At 59.2% G+C, this 14,171-nt stretch carries 10 protein-coding genes; 2 read left to right on the top strand and 8 right to left on the bottom strand.

Features of this window, described 5'->3' with window-relative positions; all coding sequences use genetic code 11:
• Window positions 1–6: 6 nt before the first annotated feature.
• Entirely contained in the window at window positions 7–891 is an 885-nt protein-coding gene (locus tag LF252_RS13400) for an SDR family NAD(P)-dependent oxidoreductase (RefSeq protein ID WP_226270100.1), read from the top strand.
• A 186-nt stretch (window positions 892–1,077) separates the two neighbouring features.
• Here the strand turns inward: LF252_RS13400 and LF252_RS13395 are convergent, their stop codons facing one another.
• The 8 genes from LF252_RS13395 to guaB all read right to left on the bottom strand — a co-directional run bounded on the left by LF252_RS13395 (window position 1,078) and on the right by guaB (window position 11,465).
• Window positions 1,078–1,521 carry a hypothetical protein gene (locus LF252_RS13395; protein ID WP_226270099.1) on the bottom strand — a complete coding sequence of 148 codons (444 nt, stop codon included), beginning with the start codon at window positions 1,519–1,521 and terminating at the stop codon, window positions 1,078–1,080.
• A 109-nt stretch (window positions 1,522–1,630) separates the two neighbouring features.
• The gene (locus LF252_RS13390) at window positions 1,631–2,593 is read right to left on the bottom strand and encodes an AAA family ATPase (RefSeq protein WP_226270098.1); all 963 of its coding nucleotides are present in this window, start codon (window positions 2,591–2,593) and stop codon (window positions 1,631–1,633) included.
• A gap of 98 nt (window positions 2,594–2,691) precedes the next feature.
• A complete protein-coding gene (locus tag LF252_RS13385) occupies window positions 2,692–4,074 on the bottom strand; it encodes a peptidylprolyl isomerase (protein WP_226270097.1) in 1,383 nt (460 codons plus the stop codon).
• A 269-nt stretch (window positions 4,075–4,343) separates the two neighbouring features.
• Complete coding sequence (locus tag LF252_RS13380) at window positions 4,344–6,707, bottom strand: peptidylprolyl isomerase (protein ID WP_226270096.1); 2,364 nt, start codon at window positions 6,705–6,707, stop codon at window positions 4,344–4,346.
• A gap of 200 nt (window positions 6,708–6,907) precedes the next feature.
• On the bottom strand, window positions 6,908–7,321 hold the full coding sequence (locus LF252_RS13375) for an ATP-binding protein (RefSeq protein ID WP_226270095.1): 414 nt from the start codon (window positions 7,319–7,321) through the stop codon (window positions 6,908–6,910).
• Between the two features lie 24 nt (window positions 7,322–7,345).
• Entirely contained in the window at window positions 7,346–7,675 is a 330-nt protein-coding gene (locus tag LF252_RS13370) for an STAS domain-containing protein (protein ID WP_226270094.1), read from the bottom strand.
• Between the two features lie 14 nt (window positions 7,676–7,689).
• On the bottom strand, window positions 7,690–9,783 hold the full coding sequence (locus LF252_RS13365) for a PP2C family protein-serine/threonine phosphatase (protein ID WP_226270093.1): 2,094 nt from the start codon (window positions 9,781–9,783) through the stop codon (window positions 7,690–7,692).
• Between the two features lie 209 nt (window positions 9,784–9,992).
• Window positions 9,993–11,465 carry an IMP dehydrogenase gene (gene guaB, locus LF252_RS13360; RefSeq protein WP_226270092.1) on the bottom strand — a complete coding sequence of 491 codons (1,473 nt, stop codon included), beginning with the start codon at window positions 11,463–11,465 and terminating at the stop codon, window positions 9,993–9,995.
• 229 nt (window positions 11,466–11,694) lie between these two features.
• Here guaB and LF252_RS13355 point away from each other — a divergent pair, with 229 nt between their 5' ends.
• Window positions 11,695–14,154 carry a PAS domain-containing sensor histidine kinase gene (locus LF252_RS13355; RefSeq protein ID WP_226270091.1) on the top strand — a complete coding sequence of 820 codons (2,460 nt, stop codon included), beginning with the start codon at window positions 11,695–11,697 and terminating at the stop codon, window positions 14,152–14,154.
• Window positions 14,155–14,171: the final 17 nt, after the last annotated feature.

Here is a 14,171-nt window from a genome sequence, read left to right as displayed (position 1 = left end):
TGCGTTATGTCAACCAGACTTGCCAATAAAGTAGCCATTGTAACCGGGGGTGGCTCCGGTATCGGGGAAGCCATCAGCAAGCGGTTTGCCCGCGAAGGGGCCGCCGTGGTAGTAGTAGGCCTTGATTCCGACCCCGTGCGCGAGGTAGTCGATGAAATTCTGGCCGAAGGCGGCCGGGCTATCGGTTACCTCGGCGACATAGCCCAGCAGGAAACCGCCGAAGCCTGCGTGAAGGCCGCCGTGCAGGAGTTTGGTAAGCTGGATATTCTGGTCAACAACGCCGGTGTATTCCCCGCTACCTCGGAGCTCGATAAGTACCCAGTGGATGCCTTCGAGTATATGATCAAGAACAATATCTACTCAGTGTTCATGATGAGCCGGGCGGCCCTGCCCGAGCTGCAGAAAACCAAGGGCAACATCGTGTCGGCGGGCTCAGAGGCAGGGCACATGGGCTCCCCCATGATTACGCCCTACGGTGGTACCAAAGCCTGGGTAATGACGTTCAGCAAGGGCCTAGCCGTGGAGCAGGCCAAGCACGGGGTGCGCGTGAACTGCGTGGGTCCCGGCCCCATTGACACGGCCTGGACGCACAAGGAAAGCGGCCCCATGAACCAGAAGATGGAGAAGAATACGGTAGCCGGCGTACCCATGGGCCGCCGCGGCACCCCCGAGGAAGTAGCCAACGTGTACCTGTTCCTAGCCTCCGACGAAGCTAGCTACGTTACCGGCGCTACTTACTTCGTGGATGGCGGCGTGACCATCTCTAAAAGTGCCGCCGGCGACGAGGTGCCCACCCACCTCAAACAAGAACCTACCGGACACTTGCAGCTCCATCACTCCAAAGAGGGCAATACCAAAGTGCGCAAAGAGGCCCTGGCCTCAATGAACTAAGACCACTGATTTCACGGATTGTGCCGCGGATTCCGCGGATTTTGTGGACGATTCATTGCACTTCCGAGCTATCCAGAAAACGAAAAAGACTTGCCAGTACGGCAAGTCTTTTTCGTTTTCTGGGCTTCAATTCCGTGGTCAGTAACTGACCACAAAACCCGCCGTCAATCCGATGAAATCTGTGAATTAGCCTTTCTGCAGTTCGGCCCCAACGCCGGAACGGCTCTGGGGCGGGCTGCCGAGGGCGCGCTGGTTGCGCATCACGTTTACCTGGCGGGCGGCTTCGTTGAAGTACTCTAAGCGGCGGATGAGCATCTCCTTAGTGAGTACGCGGCCTTCGGGGGTACGCATCATGGCTTTCTTATCGGCCAGAATACGCTGCAGAATGGCCTCGTTGCCGGCTTCGTTCTGGCGGAACTGAGCGTAAAACTCGCGCAGGCGCTCCAGCGGGGTTTCGGTGGTGAGGCGGAACTGGCCACCGCCCTGGTTCAGCACTTCGCTCAGCACGTACACTTCCAGCGGCAACGAAGTATTCAGGGCCGTGGTATGCACATCGAGCCCGGCCTCCAGGCCGCTCAGAATAATTTCGAGGTTGCGCTCAAACTGCTGGTAGTAACCGGCTGCTTCCATTGGGTTTATGAATTATGAGTTAGGAGTGCTGAAGGGTTAGTTGAAGCGAGAAGAAGCTACCATAAGTTGGCCACCAGTTCATCATTCACCATGCAGCATTCCTAACTAATCAGAGAAGTTCTTTTACAATTTGGTCCACCGTAATGCCTTCGGCTTCAGCTTTGAAGTTGCGCACCAGACGGTGGCGCAAAATGGGCAGGGCCACGGCTTTTACGTCTTCAATATCGGGCGAGTACTTGCCGTGGAGCAGGGCGTGACACTTAGCTCCCACAATGAGGTGCTGCGAGGCCCGGGGGCCAGCCCCCCATTCCAGCAGCTGCGTGGCGCGGGTGGCGGCGCGGCCGGTATTGGGGCGGGTTTTGTGCACCAAGCTCACGGCGTACTCCACCACGTTATCGGCCACGGGCACGCGGCGCACCAGCTGCTGAAACGCCTGAATCTCGGACGCGTGTAGCACCTTACTTACGGTGGGCTTGCGGTCGGAGGTGGTGTTTTTTACAATCTGCAACTCGGCCTCGTAGCTGGGGTAGCCCAGTTCAATGTTGAACATGAAGCGGTCCAGCTGAGCCTCTGGCAAAGGGTAGGTGCCTTCCTGCTCGATGGGGTTCTGGGTGGCCAGCACGAAGAAGGGGCGCTCCAGCGGGTACCGCTTGCCGGCTACCGTAACGGCGTATTCCTGCATACTTTCCAGCAGGGCTGCCTGGGTTTTAGGCGGGGTGCGGTTGATTTCGTCGGCCAGTACGATGTTGGCGAAAATCGGGCCCGGCACGAAGTGAAACTCCCGCTGCTGATTCAGCGTCTCTGAGCCCACAATGTCGGAGGGCATCAGGTCCGGGGTGAACTGCACCCGGTTGAACGAGAGGTCCAGCGAATCGGCAATGGTTTGGATGAGCAGGGTTTTGGCCAGCCCCGGCACGCCCACCAACAGGCAGTGGCCCTGCGAAAACACGGCCGTGAGCACCAGTTCCACTACCTCTTCCTGTCCGATAATCACCTTCCCGATTTCCTGGCGAAGTTTCTGGTACGACTGGGCCAGCGCGTCGGCGGCTTCTTTATCGGAGGCGAAAGGCATAGAAAGAGGGTAGGAGTTAGTAGCTAGGAGATAGGACGGATAAAAGCCAGGTCAGGATGCAAAAACGCACCATGCAACCCACTTCTTCCCAGCTACAGTTAGTTTACCGAGTTCAGCAGTTGACAGCCGGCGTACTCGGGGTCAACTTCGAGGTACACGGTGCCACGGTTCTGGGCAAACCAGGCGTCGAGGGCTTTGTTTTTCTTCTCGTTGAGGGCGGCGGCGGCAATTTTCTGGTAATCGTCGTCGAAGTTGGCTTGGTGCGGGGCGCGGTTAGCCTTCAGGTACAGAATCCGCACGGCGTCCTTGCCGTCATCGGTACGGTAGGGCAGGGGCGGGGTGATGCTGCCCACCTTCATGGTATCAATGGTGAAGAAGATGGCTGGGTCGAGCTGGTCGAGGGGCAGGTAAGTGCTTTCGTCGCGGCGGTTCTGCAGCATACCGCCGTTGCCGCCGGTCAGCTTGTCGTCGGAGTTATCCTTGGCAGCTTTGGCAAAGCTGATGCTATCGGCCAGAATGCGGCGGCGTAGCTTGCTGAGCTCCTGGGCGGCCTCGTTGGTATCGGCCGAGCCGGTTTCGGGCTTGAGCAGGATGTGGCGGGTGCTGTACGAGTCGCCTTTGCGCTCAATCAGCTGAATCAGGTGAAAGCCGAATTGCGACTCCACGATGGGCGACAACCCACCGGGTTCCAGGCGCAGCGCGGCAGCCTCGTACTCGGGCACCAGCTCGCGGCGCTTGAAGAAGCCCAGGTAACCGCCTTCCACGGCCGAGCCGGGGTCCTGCGAGTACTGCTTGGCCAAGGTGGCGAAATCCTCACCGGCCACAATGCGGGCCCGGATGTCGTTGAGCTTGGTCTGGGCCTCCTGCTTGGCTTTGGTATTGGTTTTGGCCAGCTTCACAATCTGACCCACTTCCACCTCCGTGGAGTAGTAGGGCAGGCTGTCTTTGGGCATGCGATTGAAGAACTGCCGCACCTCGCGGGGCGTCACTGATACTTTGCCGGCAATCTGGTCCTGCATTTTCTGCTGAATCAGCTGCTCCTTCACCTGCACCCGCAGTTCTTCCTTCAGCTGCTTCAGCGGCTTGTTGTAGTACTCTTCCAGCTTTTTCTCCGAGCCAATCTGCTGCACGAAATAGGCCATGCGGCGGTCCAGCTCGCTTTTTACCTGCGGCTCTTCTACCACCACCGAGTCGGTTTCGGCCTTGGCCAGCAGCAGCTTGTTCAGGGCCAGGCTTTGCAGAATGCGGCACTTGGTATCGGGGGGCAGAGGCTTGCCCTCGGCACGGGCCTGTTCCTGCGCGTAAATGGCTTCTAGGTCGGAGCGCAGGACAATCTGATTATCCACCTTGGCAATGATGCCGTCCACCACTTTCTGCCCTGCCGGCCGTCCCACACCCAACTGGGCAAAGCTGGCCGTGACCGATACGGCCACCAAAACTGCACTCAACAGCGCCTTGCGGGCCCCTACTATTTGAATCATGGAGTATTTCTGTAATGCTGCGGCTGCGTACCGCTCCGTAGCCAGACAACCCCGGCAAAACGCCGATAGTTGCCCGTAAATTTCATCATAAATCCTTTACCCGGCAAAAACACCCGCGGACGGAGCACGAAGGCCGGTTTTGGTAAGAGAGCCACCGCCCGCGGCAGAGGTTGCAGCGGCCCCGGCGGTGCCGAAAAAAGGCAGCGCCCCGGGCCGGACCGGCTGGCCGGTTCCGTCGGGGCGCTGACTGTTGCGGTGGCTGGGAGGTGTTATTTCGTCACCAGCTTATCTACTTCCGGCTGGTTGATTTTTACCGGGTATTTCTGGCGCAGCTCGGCAATCCACTGCTTCTCCAAGTAGTTCTGGTAGTCGGACGTGGCTTGGCCGCGTACTTCGGCCAGGGTTTTGGGCCCGGCCGGCAGCTGCCGGTCGATGATGACGGTGTAGTAGCGGCCGTCCTGCTGGGCGGTGTAGATGCCGGGGGCGTTGGTCATAAACAGGTCCACCACCTTGTTGTCGCCCTTCTGGAAGCTGCGCTGCTGCACCTGCACGGCCAGCGGGTTTTTGGCGTTGAAGAACTGCTCCACAGCGGCCGGGTTGCGGCTGTAGGCGCTTACCAGCACCACATCGGGGCGCACCGGAGCCTTACCACCTAGCAGAGAATTGGAACTCAGATGACGCTCCGGAATACCTTGGTCACGTAGATAGCGCAGTATCTCCTGGTTGCGGCGACCCGCCAGTGCACCGGCTGACCGGGTTTTAATCGGGGCACTGAGCATCAAATCCATAGTGGTGTCGGCGGCCATGCGGCCGGCCAGGGCCTCCAAGGCCGCGCGGCTGTCGGGCAGCAGCGTAGTAGTGCCAGGCGCGAAGCGGAATGTAGCCGGAATGCCAGCCGTTACCGGAACTATCGATTTGGCAAAACCCGTGCTGGTGTTAGGTTTGCCGGGTACCGGCTTCGAACCGTAGGGCATGAAGTAGGTTTGGGCCTGGCCCCGCAGCTCCGGCGAAGCGGCGCTGATAACGGTGGCCTGCACGCGGGGCTCCCATTGGTACTTGGCCTGGTTTTCCTGAAAGAACTTCTGCAGACCCACAGTGTCCTCAATGGCCTTGCTCCACACTTTCTCGTCCATCAGCTGGAACAGCAGAATCCCGTCGCGGTACTCCTTCACCAGCATGCGGTAATCCTCATATTTGTTTTCGAGGTTGGCCTTTTCATAGTCCACCAAGCTCTGCTCCACGTACTGGTCGTAGAGCTGCTGGGCTACGAAGCGGGGCTCGGCACCGGGGCGGGGGCGCTGGTTTTGCTGGGCATAGGCCAGGTAGTCTTTCGCCAAGTAAGGCTTGCCGCCGATGGTGAACAGCGTAGAGTTATCGGTGGGCGTTTTCGACGCTTTCACAACGGCCGCCGGGGCCGTGTACTTGAACCGGCCGTTTACCAAGGCCGTGTCGGCTTTGGCAAAGGCGTAGTCCTTCACGGCACTGTTCTCTACGAAGCTGTTTTCGGTGCGGACCCGCTTCAGGAAAGCAGCTTTATTCAACTCCGAGCGGGAGTCCTTGGCCACCTTGCTTTTGAGGGTGGGCTCCATGGCCTCAAACGAGGGCACCGGCTGCTTTTCAATTAGCTTGATGATATGCCAGCCGTAGGGCGTCTGGATGGGCTGCGAGATGTCGCCGGGCTTTTGCAGCTTGAAGGCGGCTTCCTCAAAGCTCGGAATCATGCGGCCGGTGCCGAAGGGCGGCAGCTCCCCGCCGTTGGCGGCCGAGCCGGCATCTTCCGAGAACTGGCTTACTGTTTTCTCCCAGTTGGCGCCCTGCTTTGTCAGGCGGCTGTACAGCTCATCTACCTTCTTTTTGGTGGTCACGGAGTCGGCGGCGGGCATGCCGGGCGTCGTCCGCACCATCAGGTGAGCCACTTTGATTTCGCCCTGGGCCGGGCGCACGTCGTTCACCTTGATGATGTGGTAACCAAAGCGTGTGCGCACCGGCTGCGACACCTGCCCCGCCGGCGTGGCGTAGGCCACCGTTTCAAAGGGATACACCATCTGCATGGCCGTGAAGTAGCCCAGCTTGCCACCATTCTCGGCGGCCGATGGGTCCTCAGAAGCTTCACGAGCTACCTTGGCGAAATCCTCGCCGCCGGTTACGCGCTGGCGCAGGGCCGTAATTTTCTGATAGGCGACCAGCGTGTCCTTGGGGCTGGCATCGGGGGTGATGCGCACCAAGATGTGCGAGGCGTTTACTTCCTTGCTCATCCGGTCGTAGGCCTCACGCACCAGCTTGTCGGTCACGCTTTTCTCGGTGAGGTAGGGCTGGGCCAGCTGTTGGCGGTAGCCGTCCAGCTCGCGCCGGAAGGCCTGAGTGGTATCGAGGCCGCGCTGCTCGGCTTCCAGCACCTTCAGCTTGAAGTTGGTGTAGAGGTCGAGGTATTCCTGCACGCTGGCCCGGGTGCCGTACTCAGGGGCCGAGCTGTTGTTTTTGCGGTACACGTACGCAAACTCGGAGGCGGGTACTTCGGTGGTGCCCAGCGTTTCAACCGAGGGCACGGGAGCCTTGGAGGTAGGCTTGGTGGCCTGGCACCCGGCCAGAAAAGCAGCCGCGGCAGTGCCGGCAAGCAAAATGCGTTTGTGCATACAGTAGAATAGGAATCAGACGAAGCCGGCCCGGCTACCAGAAAACCTGGCAAGTGCAGACGACTGCTAGTCGCAATTTTACGGATTTTTTTCTGGGTCCCGGAAGGACTACGGTCTGCAAATAGTTCCGCTTGGCAGCATGCAAAAAGCCCGTTGCTAGCAACGGGCTTTTTGCATGCTACTGGTAGTATGACGCGCGTTTAGGCCAGCTTCTTGCACAGCCGGCACAGGTTGCGGGCACCCTGCGTGGTGAATTCCACCTGATCCATAATGCGGTTGACGAGCATCATACCCACGCCGCCTTTCTTGCCTACGCGTACATATTCCTGTAAATCAGGCTCCTGGTAGCTGGAAGGGGAGTAGGAGGTCAGGTTGTTATCTTCTATTTCAATGCAGAACACATGATTTTGAACAGACACCCGGATATCCAGGAACTGGGACTCATCCTCGCCGTTGCCGTGAATAATCAGGTTCGCAACTACCTCATCTACCGCCAGCACAATCTGGTTGACGATGAGCTCGGAAAGCTGTTGGGTAGCCAGAAATTCGCTCACGAAGTCGCGCACCACCTTTAGGTTGCGGCGTGTGCAGCTAACTCTGATTGCGTGTTTCATGCCCTGGCAGTGTGTGCAACGCGACTAAAAGGCTACCGCTTCGGCTTCCGACGGTACAATGGTCATCAGCGAATCAAGGCCCAGGATTTCAAATACGTTGTGCACTTTCTCTTGCATGTTGAAGAATACCAGTTTCACGCCGGCATCCTGAAAACTTTGCAGGTGGGAAATAAATACGCCCAGGCCCGCCGACGAAATGTAGTTCAACTGGCGGCAATCAATCAGCACCTTCTGATAGCGCAGAATTTCGGGCTTGCTCAGCTCGGTATCCAGCAATACTGAAGAGCTGGCATCCAGCTCCCCGTCCAGCACGAGCGTAAGGGTATGTTCGGTAGCGTGTTGATTTATTTTCATAGCTCCGTGCTACGTTAAAGCGTAGCCTCAGGTTGGGCGGCCTTGAATTTTATGACCAGCAGCGTCTGGTCGTCGTGCATGGGCTGGCCCTTGCTGAATTCGTTAAGATCCGTCAGGATTTTCTCCTTAATCTGGTGCGCATCAAGGTAGTAGGTCTGCTCCAGGATGTGCTGCAGGCGCTCCTCGCCGTACTCCTCCTGCGCCGCGTTCCGCGCTTCCACAATGCCGTCGGTGTAAATCACCATGACGTCGCTGGGGTTGTAGTCGTAAAACTGATTTTTGATGTGCTTCTCGTAGGTATCGTTCCGGATAATACCCAGCCCCAGCCCCGCCGTGCGGAAGTAAGAAACTTCTTCCTTGATGGAGTGATAGTACAGCGTATGGCAGTGGCCGGCCCGCGCAAACACAAAGCCACCGTGCTCATAGTCAATGATGTAGAGCGAAGCCGTAATGAAGGCTGATTTTTCAAGGCAGCGGGCCAGGGCGTTGTTGGCCTGAGCCATAAACTTGCTGGGCACCGGAAACTTCTCCCGCTCGTTGCGGGCCAGCGGGTTTTCCTGCATCAAGGCGTGAAAGATGCCCTTCATCTGGGCCACGTGAAACGCGGCCGTTACGCCCTTGCCCGATACGTCGCCAATGAGCACGGCCAGCCGCCGGCCGGGCAAGTGCAGAAAGTCGTAGAAGTCACCCCCCACCTCGGTGGCTGCCAAAGCGTGCGAGCTGATTTCAAACCAGTTGTCGATGGGCAGGTTTTTGGGAATGAGGCTATCCTGCACCGCCGAGGCAATCTTGAGCTCGTCCTGCACGCGCTGAGTGTGCATGGACGCCTGCACCAGCTGCAGGTTTTCGATGCTGAGGACTGCCTGGTTGGCGAAGGTCTGTAGAATGCTCAGGTTTTCCCGATCAAATCCCTGGGCCTGCTCCTTCAGCATAAAAATGCTGCCGTACTGCCGCTTGCTGGAGTTGAGCGGCATCACAATCAGGGAGCCGAACGGTAGCTCCAGGCTGCGGAAGCCGGCGCTGGTGAACAGGTCGTTGTTCAGGTACTCAATGTGGGCGAGGTTGTACTCGCTCAGCAACTGACGAATGGACTGGGACTGCTCAGCGCGAATGTTGTAAAACAGCTGCTCCGGGTTGCCTTCCGAAGTTACTTCCAGCCAGGCGGCGTCCGCGTCCACCGTTTGCACCGCCGAGTCGAAGAACATCTGGTACACTTCCTGCGCCGATTGTCCGCGCTGAATGAGCTGGGTAAGGCGCTGCAGGCTCAGAATTTCCTCGCGCTTTTGCTCAAATACGCTGGCCGTGGGCAGGTTAAATACCGTCACCAGCAGGCCCATCAGCGCGTAAAAGCCGGCGAAGAAGGCGTTCAGGAGCAGAAACGTATGCTGCGTGGGCACACTCAGGAGCAGAGGCTCGTTGCGGGTTTCCTGGAAATACAGCACAAATGCCCCCATGGCCAGAATAACGGCAATCTGCCACAGTACAGCCTGCAGCTTTTGGCGGCGGTTCAGGAAGGCTACCCATTTCTGGTGGCTGCTGATGTACACACCGAAAGCCGCCAAAGCCCCGATTATCAGCGTGACAAAGCCCCAGGTGGGCGTAGGAGCAAACAGGTGTACCAGCAGCGTAGCGCCCAGCAATACCTCAAATACCACCCATTGGCGGCGCAGCCAGCCCGAAGACCGGAATAGCACCAAGGAGCGCCACACATAGTTGGTGCGCGCCAGCAGCACCGTGAACAGCCCAATGTTGATGGTGTACACTACCGCAAACAGCAGGGAGCTGGTAGCAGGTAGGCTTGTACTAATGAGCCGCTGCAGCAGATGCAGCCCGACGCACAGCGTTGCTAGGAGCCCAGGGCCCAGCACCAGCCCACGCAGCAGCCCGATAAAATCGAGGCCGCGCAGCCGTTCGGGCTTGCTGCGCTCCAGCATAAACATACCCGCTGTAAAAAAGGCCTGCAGCACTAAAAGAACCCATTTGGCCGGCGCAGAAACTGCCGGAAACAGCTGCGGCTGGGCATGCAGCACCATGCAGCCCAGCAGCCCTAACCACGTTAGGAGGGTGAAGGGAAACAGGAAGGGATGTAGCTTCCGAAGAAATGACATGCAGGAAAATTCTGCCAGTGTAAGGCAGCGCTAGGAGCCGAATGGAGTAGCAAGATACAGGCTGCGGGGAAAAAGCCACTATGCAAGCCCGCAGATACGGCATATGCTCTCCCAAGGATGCAAGCCCAAAAAAGCCGACGGCTCCGGAGAACCGTCGGCTTTTTAATGGTCGAAGCACTTAGTAGGTTTCAGTAAACCTACGTGGCAAGCTAGCGGCTGCTATAGTTGGGGGCTTCGCGGGTAATCTGCACGTCGTGGGGGTGCGACTCGCGCAGGCCGGCACCGGTAATGCGCACAAACTGCGCCTGTTGTAGTGCCTCAATGCTGCCCGCCCCGCAGTAGCCCATACCGGCCCGCAGACCACCCGAAAGCTGGTACAGTACCTCGGCCGCCAAGCCTTTATACGGCACGCGGCCCACAATGCCTTCGGGAACGAGTTTTTTCACGTCGTCCTCGGCATCCTGGAAATACCGGTCTTTCGAGCCTTCTTCCATAGCTTCCACGGAGCCCATGCCCCGGTAGCTTTTGTACTTGCGGCCTTCAAACAGCGTCACCTCACCGGGGGCTTCCTCGGTGCCGGCCAGCAAAGAGCCAATCATAACGGTGCTGGCGCCGGCGGCCAGGGCTTTCACCACGTCGCCAGAGTATTTGATGCCGCCGTCGGCAATGAGCGGTACGCCGGTGCCTTCCAGGCCCCGGGCCGCCTCCATCACCGCCGAAAGCTGCGGTACCCCAATACCGGCAATAATGCGGGTGGTGCAAATGGAGCCGGGGCCAACGCCTACTTTCACGGCGTCGGCGCCGGCATCGGCCAGGGCACGGGCCCCGGCGGCCGTAGCCACGTTGCCAGCAATAACTTCCAGCTTAGGGAACTGCTGCTTTAGGTTGCGCACGGCATCCAGCACTCCTTTGCTGTGGCCGTGGGCCGTATCTACGCTCACTACGTCCACGCCGGCTTCAACCAAGGCAGCCACGCGGTCCAGCAAATCGGCGGTAACGCCCACGGCAGCTCCCACGCGCAGGCGGCCCAACTCGTCCTTACAGGCGTTGGGCGTGCGGCGGCGCTTCCGGATGTCTTTGTAGGTAATGAGGCCTACGAGGCGGCCATCGGTGTCGATTACCGGCAGTTTTTCCACCTTGGAATCCTGCAGGATGTCCTCGGCGGCGGCCAGGGCGGTGCCGGCCTGGGCCGTTACCAGCGGGGTAGGAGTCATTACCTCGGCTACGGTGCGGGTCATGTCCTTCTCAAAGCGCAGGTCCCGGTTGGTGAGGATGCCTTTGAGGCGGCGCTGGTCGTCCACAATGGGAATGCCACCGATGTTGTTGCTGCGCATCAGCTGTTTGGCATCGGCCAGGGTGGCGGTTTCCTCCAGCGTAAACGGGTCGAGAATCATGCCGCTCTCGGAGCGTTTCACGCGGCGCACCAGCTCGGCCTGGGCCCGGATGCTCATGTTCTTATGAATGATACCAATGCCACCTTCCTGGGCTAGCGCAATGGCCATTTCAGCTTCCGTGACGGTATCCATGGCCGCCGAAACGAAGGGGAGCTGGAGCCGAATGTTGCGGGTGAGCTGGGAGCTGGGGTCGGCGTCGCGGGGCAGTACTTCCGAATAACCGGGCAGCAGCAGGACGTCGTCGTAGGTAAGCGCCTCGAAGGCAATTTTGGCAGCGAAATCAGCCATGGCAACAAGAAGGTTAGGTTCCACTTATTGCCGGGCAAATCTACGGCGAAATCTTGGCATTGCGGCCCAGAGTCGGTTCTTTCTGTGTTATCATTTCAAAATAGCAGCCGTACATACTCCGACAGCGCATCGGTGAAGGCTGACCCAACACCTCAGCGTACTAGTGAAATCGGGGCGAATGTGAGAACTTGCACCTTAAGTCGGCCCGTTGCCGACGACTCCTTCGTGTATGTCTGCCCAGTCCGCGTCGATACCCCCTGGTTTACCCCCCGATTTTCTATCGGTGTTGCTGGAAGAAACGGTGGCGGGCGTACTCTACCTGGTGCCGGATGCCGCGCCTGATTTTGCCGTGGCTTACAGCAACCAAACCGCCCGCAAACTACTGGGGCCACTGGCTGAGCCGGGCCAGTTGCTCAGCCAGTGGCCGGTGGCTGCTCCCGCCCGATATTTACTGGTGTTGTTGCAGGAGGCGCACGAGCAGAGCCAACGCCAGCAGCAGCTATTTATGCTGAATTTGCCAAGCGGTAGTCTACCGTTTCGCCTGATAGTGCGCCGGGTAGGGGGTGGGCTGCTGCTAAGCTGCCTGCCGGCCGATAGCCCGGAGCTGGCCGCCGCCCAAACCGCCCAGCGCCAGAGCGAAGCCCGCGAATCGGCGGCGTATGCCGAGGCAAACCGGCAGCGGGAGCAGCTGTACCACTTGCTGGAGCAGGCGCCGTCCATGATTTGCGTCCTCAGCGGCCCTGAGCACGTTTTTCAGTTTGTCAATTCCAACTACGCGGCGTCGCTGGGCAACCGCCCGCTGCTGGGGTTACCCATTGAAGTGGCCGTGCCAGGGATACAGGGCCACCCGGTTATGGCGCTGCTCAACCAAGTGTATCAGACTGGGGAAACCTACACAGCGCACGAAATGCCGGTGCAACTGCGTGCTGAAGGCCCTGGGCAGGCTAAGCCGGAGCAGTACTATTACAACTTCATTTACCAAGCCCGCCGTAACCAGCAGGGCCAGGTTGACGGCATCTACGTGTTTGCCTACGACGTAACGCCGCAGGTGCAGGCCCGCCAGCAGATTGAGTGGCAGAATGAGCAGCTGGCAAAACGCGTAGAAGAAGGCATGCAGGCAGCGGAGCAGGAGCGGGAAAAACAGCAGGCAGATTTGCAGCGCATCTTCGAGCAGGCCCCGGTAGCCATTGCCATCATGCGCGGGCCCGAGTTCATTGTGGAGCAGGCCAACGCGGCTATTGGTACCATTTGGGGCCGCTGGCCGGCCGACACATTGGGCCGACCCTACTTTGAGGCCGTGGCCGAAACGGCCGGCCAGGGGTTTGAGGAAATCCTGGACGAGGTAATGCGGAGCGGGAAGCCACACTTGCTGAATGAAACCCCAGTTATCTTCAACCGCAGCCATACCGGGCAACCGGCGCAGGCCTACATCAACTTTGTACTACAGCCCTTGCGCAGCCTTCAGCAAGAGGTAACGGGCGTAATCGTAATCGGTACCGAGGTTACGGAGCAGGTACAGTCGCGGCAGCTGCAGCAGGTGCAGCAACAATTGTTGGACGGACTGTTCTTGGATGCCCCGGCGCCCATTGCCATTCTGGCTGGGCCCGATATGGTGTATCAACTGGTTAATCCGGCTTACCAGCAGCTGTTTCCGGGGCGGGAGCTGCTCAATCGGCCGTTGCTGGAAGCCCTGCCCGAGCTGCTCGATACGCCCGTGCCCGAGCTGTTGCGGCAAGTGTATGCCACCGGTGAAACCTACGTGGCCCGCGAAATGGAGCTGCGCCTTGCCCGGCAACCCGGCAACCTACTTGAAACAGCCTATTTTACCTTCACCTACCAGGCCCGCCGTAGTGCCGAGGGGCTGGTTAATGGCGTGCTGGTGTTTGCCTACGATGTAACTCAGCAGGTACAGGCCCGCTTGGTGCTGGAAGACAGCCAGGTGCAAACCCAGCTGCTGGCCGACGAGCTGCAGAAAACCAATACTCAGCTTATCCGAGCCAATGCCGACCTGGACACTTTCGTGTACATGGCCTCACACGACTTGAAAGCGCCCATCACCAACATTGATGGATTGCTGCAGGCGCTACGGCACGAGCTGGCCTTGCCAGCCACCGAGGCCGACACCGAAACGGTATTGCGCCTGATGCAGGACTCGGTGCAACGGTTTCAGCGCACTATCAAATACCTCACCGATGTGAGCCGCTGGCAGCAGGTGCAGGACTTGCCGGCCTCCTCAGTGGCCGTAGCGGAGCTGGTGGCCGATGTGTGCCGCGACCTGGCGCCACTACTGGCTGTTACCAACGGGCAGGTGCAGGTAGCCGCCGACAGTTGCCCGGAGCTGCTATTTGCCGAAAAGCACCTGCGCAGCCTGCTCTACAACCTGATCAGCAACGCACTTAAGTACCGCTCCCCCGAGCGGGTGCCCCTGGTGCAGGTGCGGTGCACGCTGCCCGAGCCCGGTATGGCTGTGCTGGAGGTGCAGGACAACGGCCTGGGCCTGACGCCTGAGCAGCAGCAGCGCGTGTTCGGCATGTTTCAGCGCCTGCACGACCACGTGGAAGGTTCCGGCATTGGGCTGTATTTGGCCAAGCAGGTGGTTGAAAAGGCCGGCGGGCAACTTTCCGTGGAGAGCCAACAAGGCGTGGGCTCCACCTTCCGGGCCATCCTACCACAACCAACTATTCAGTGAGCCGTAAGGGCCTACCC

Origin of the sequence: Hymenobacter pini, from assembly GCF_020421205.1 — a bacterium.
In the GTDB taxonomy this organism is placed as follows: Bacteria; Bacteroidota; Bacteroidia; order Cytophagales; family Hymenobacteraceae; genus Hymenobacter; species Hymenobacter pini.
The sequence above is the reverse complement of the archived record's forward strand: the minus strand, read 5'-3'. Positions and strand labels throughout refer to the sequence as shown.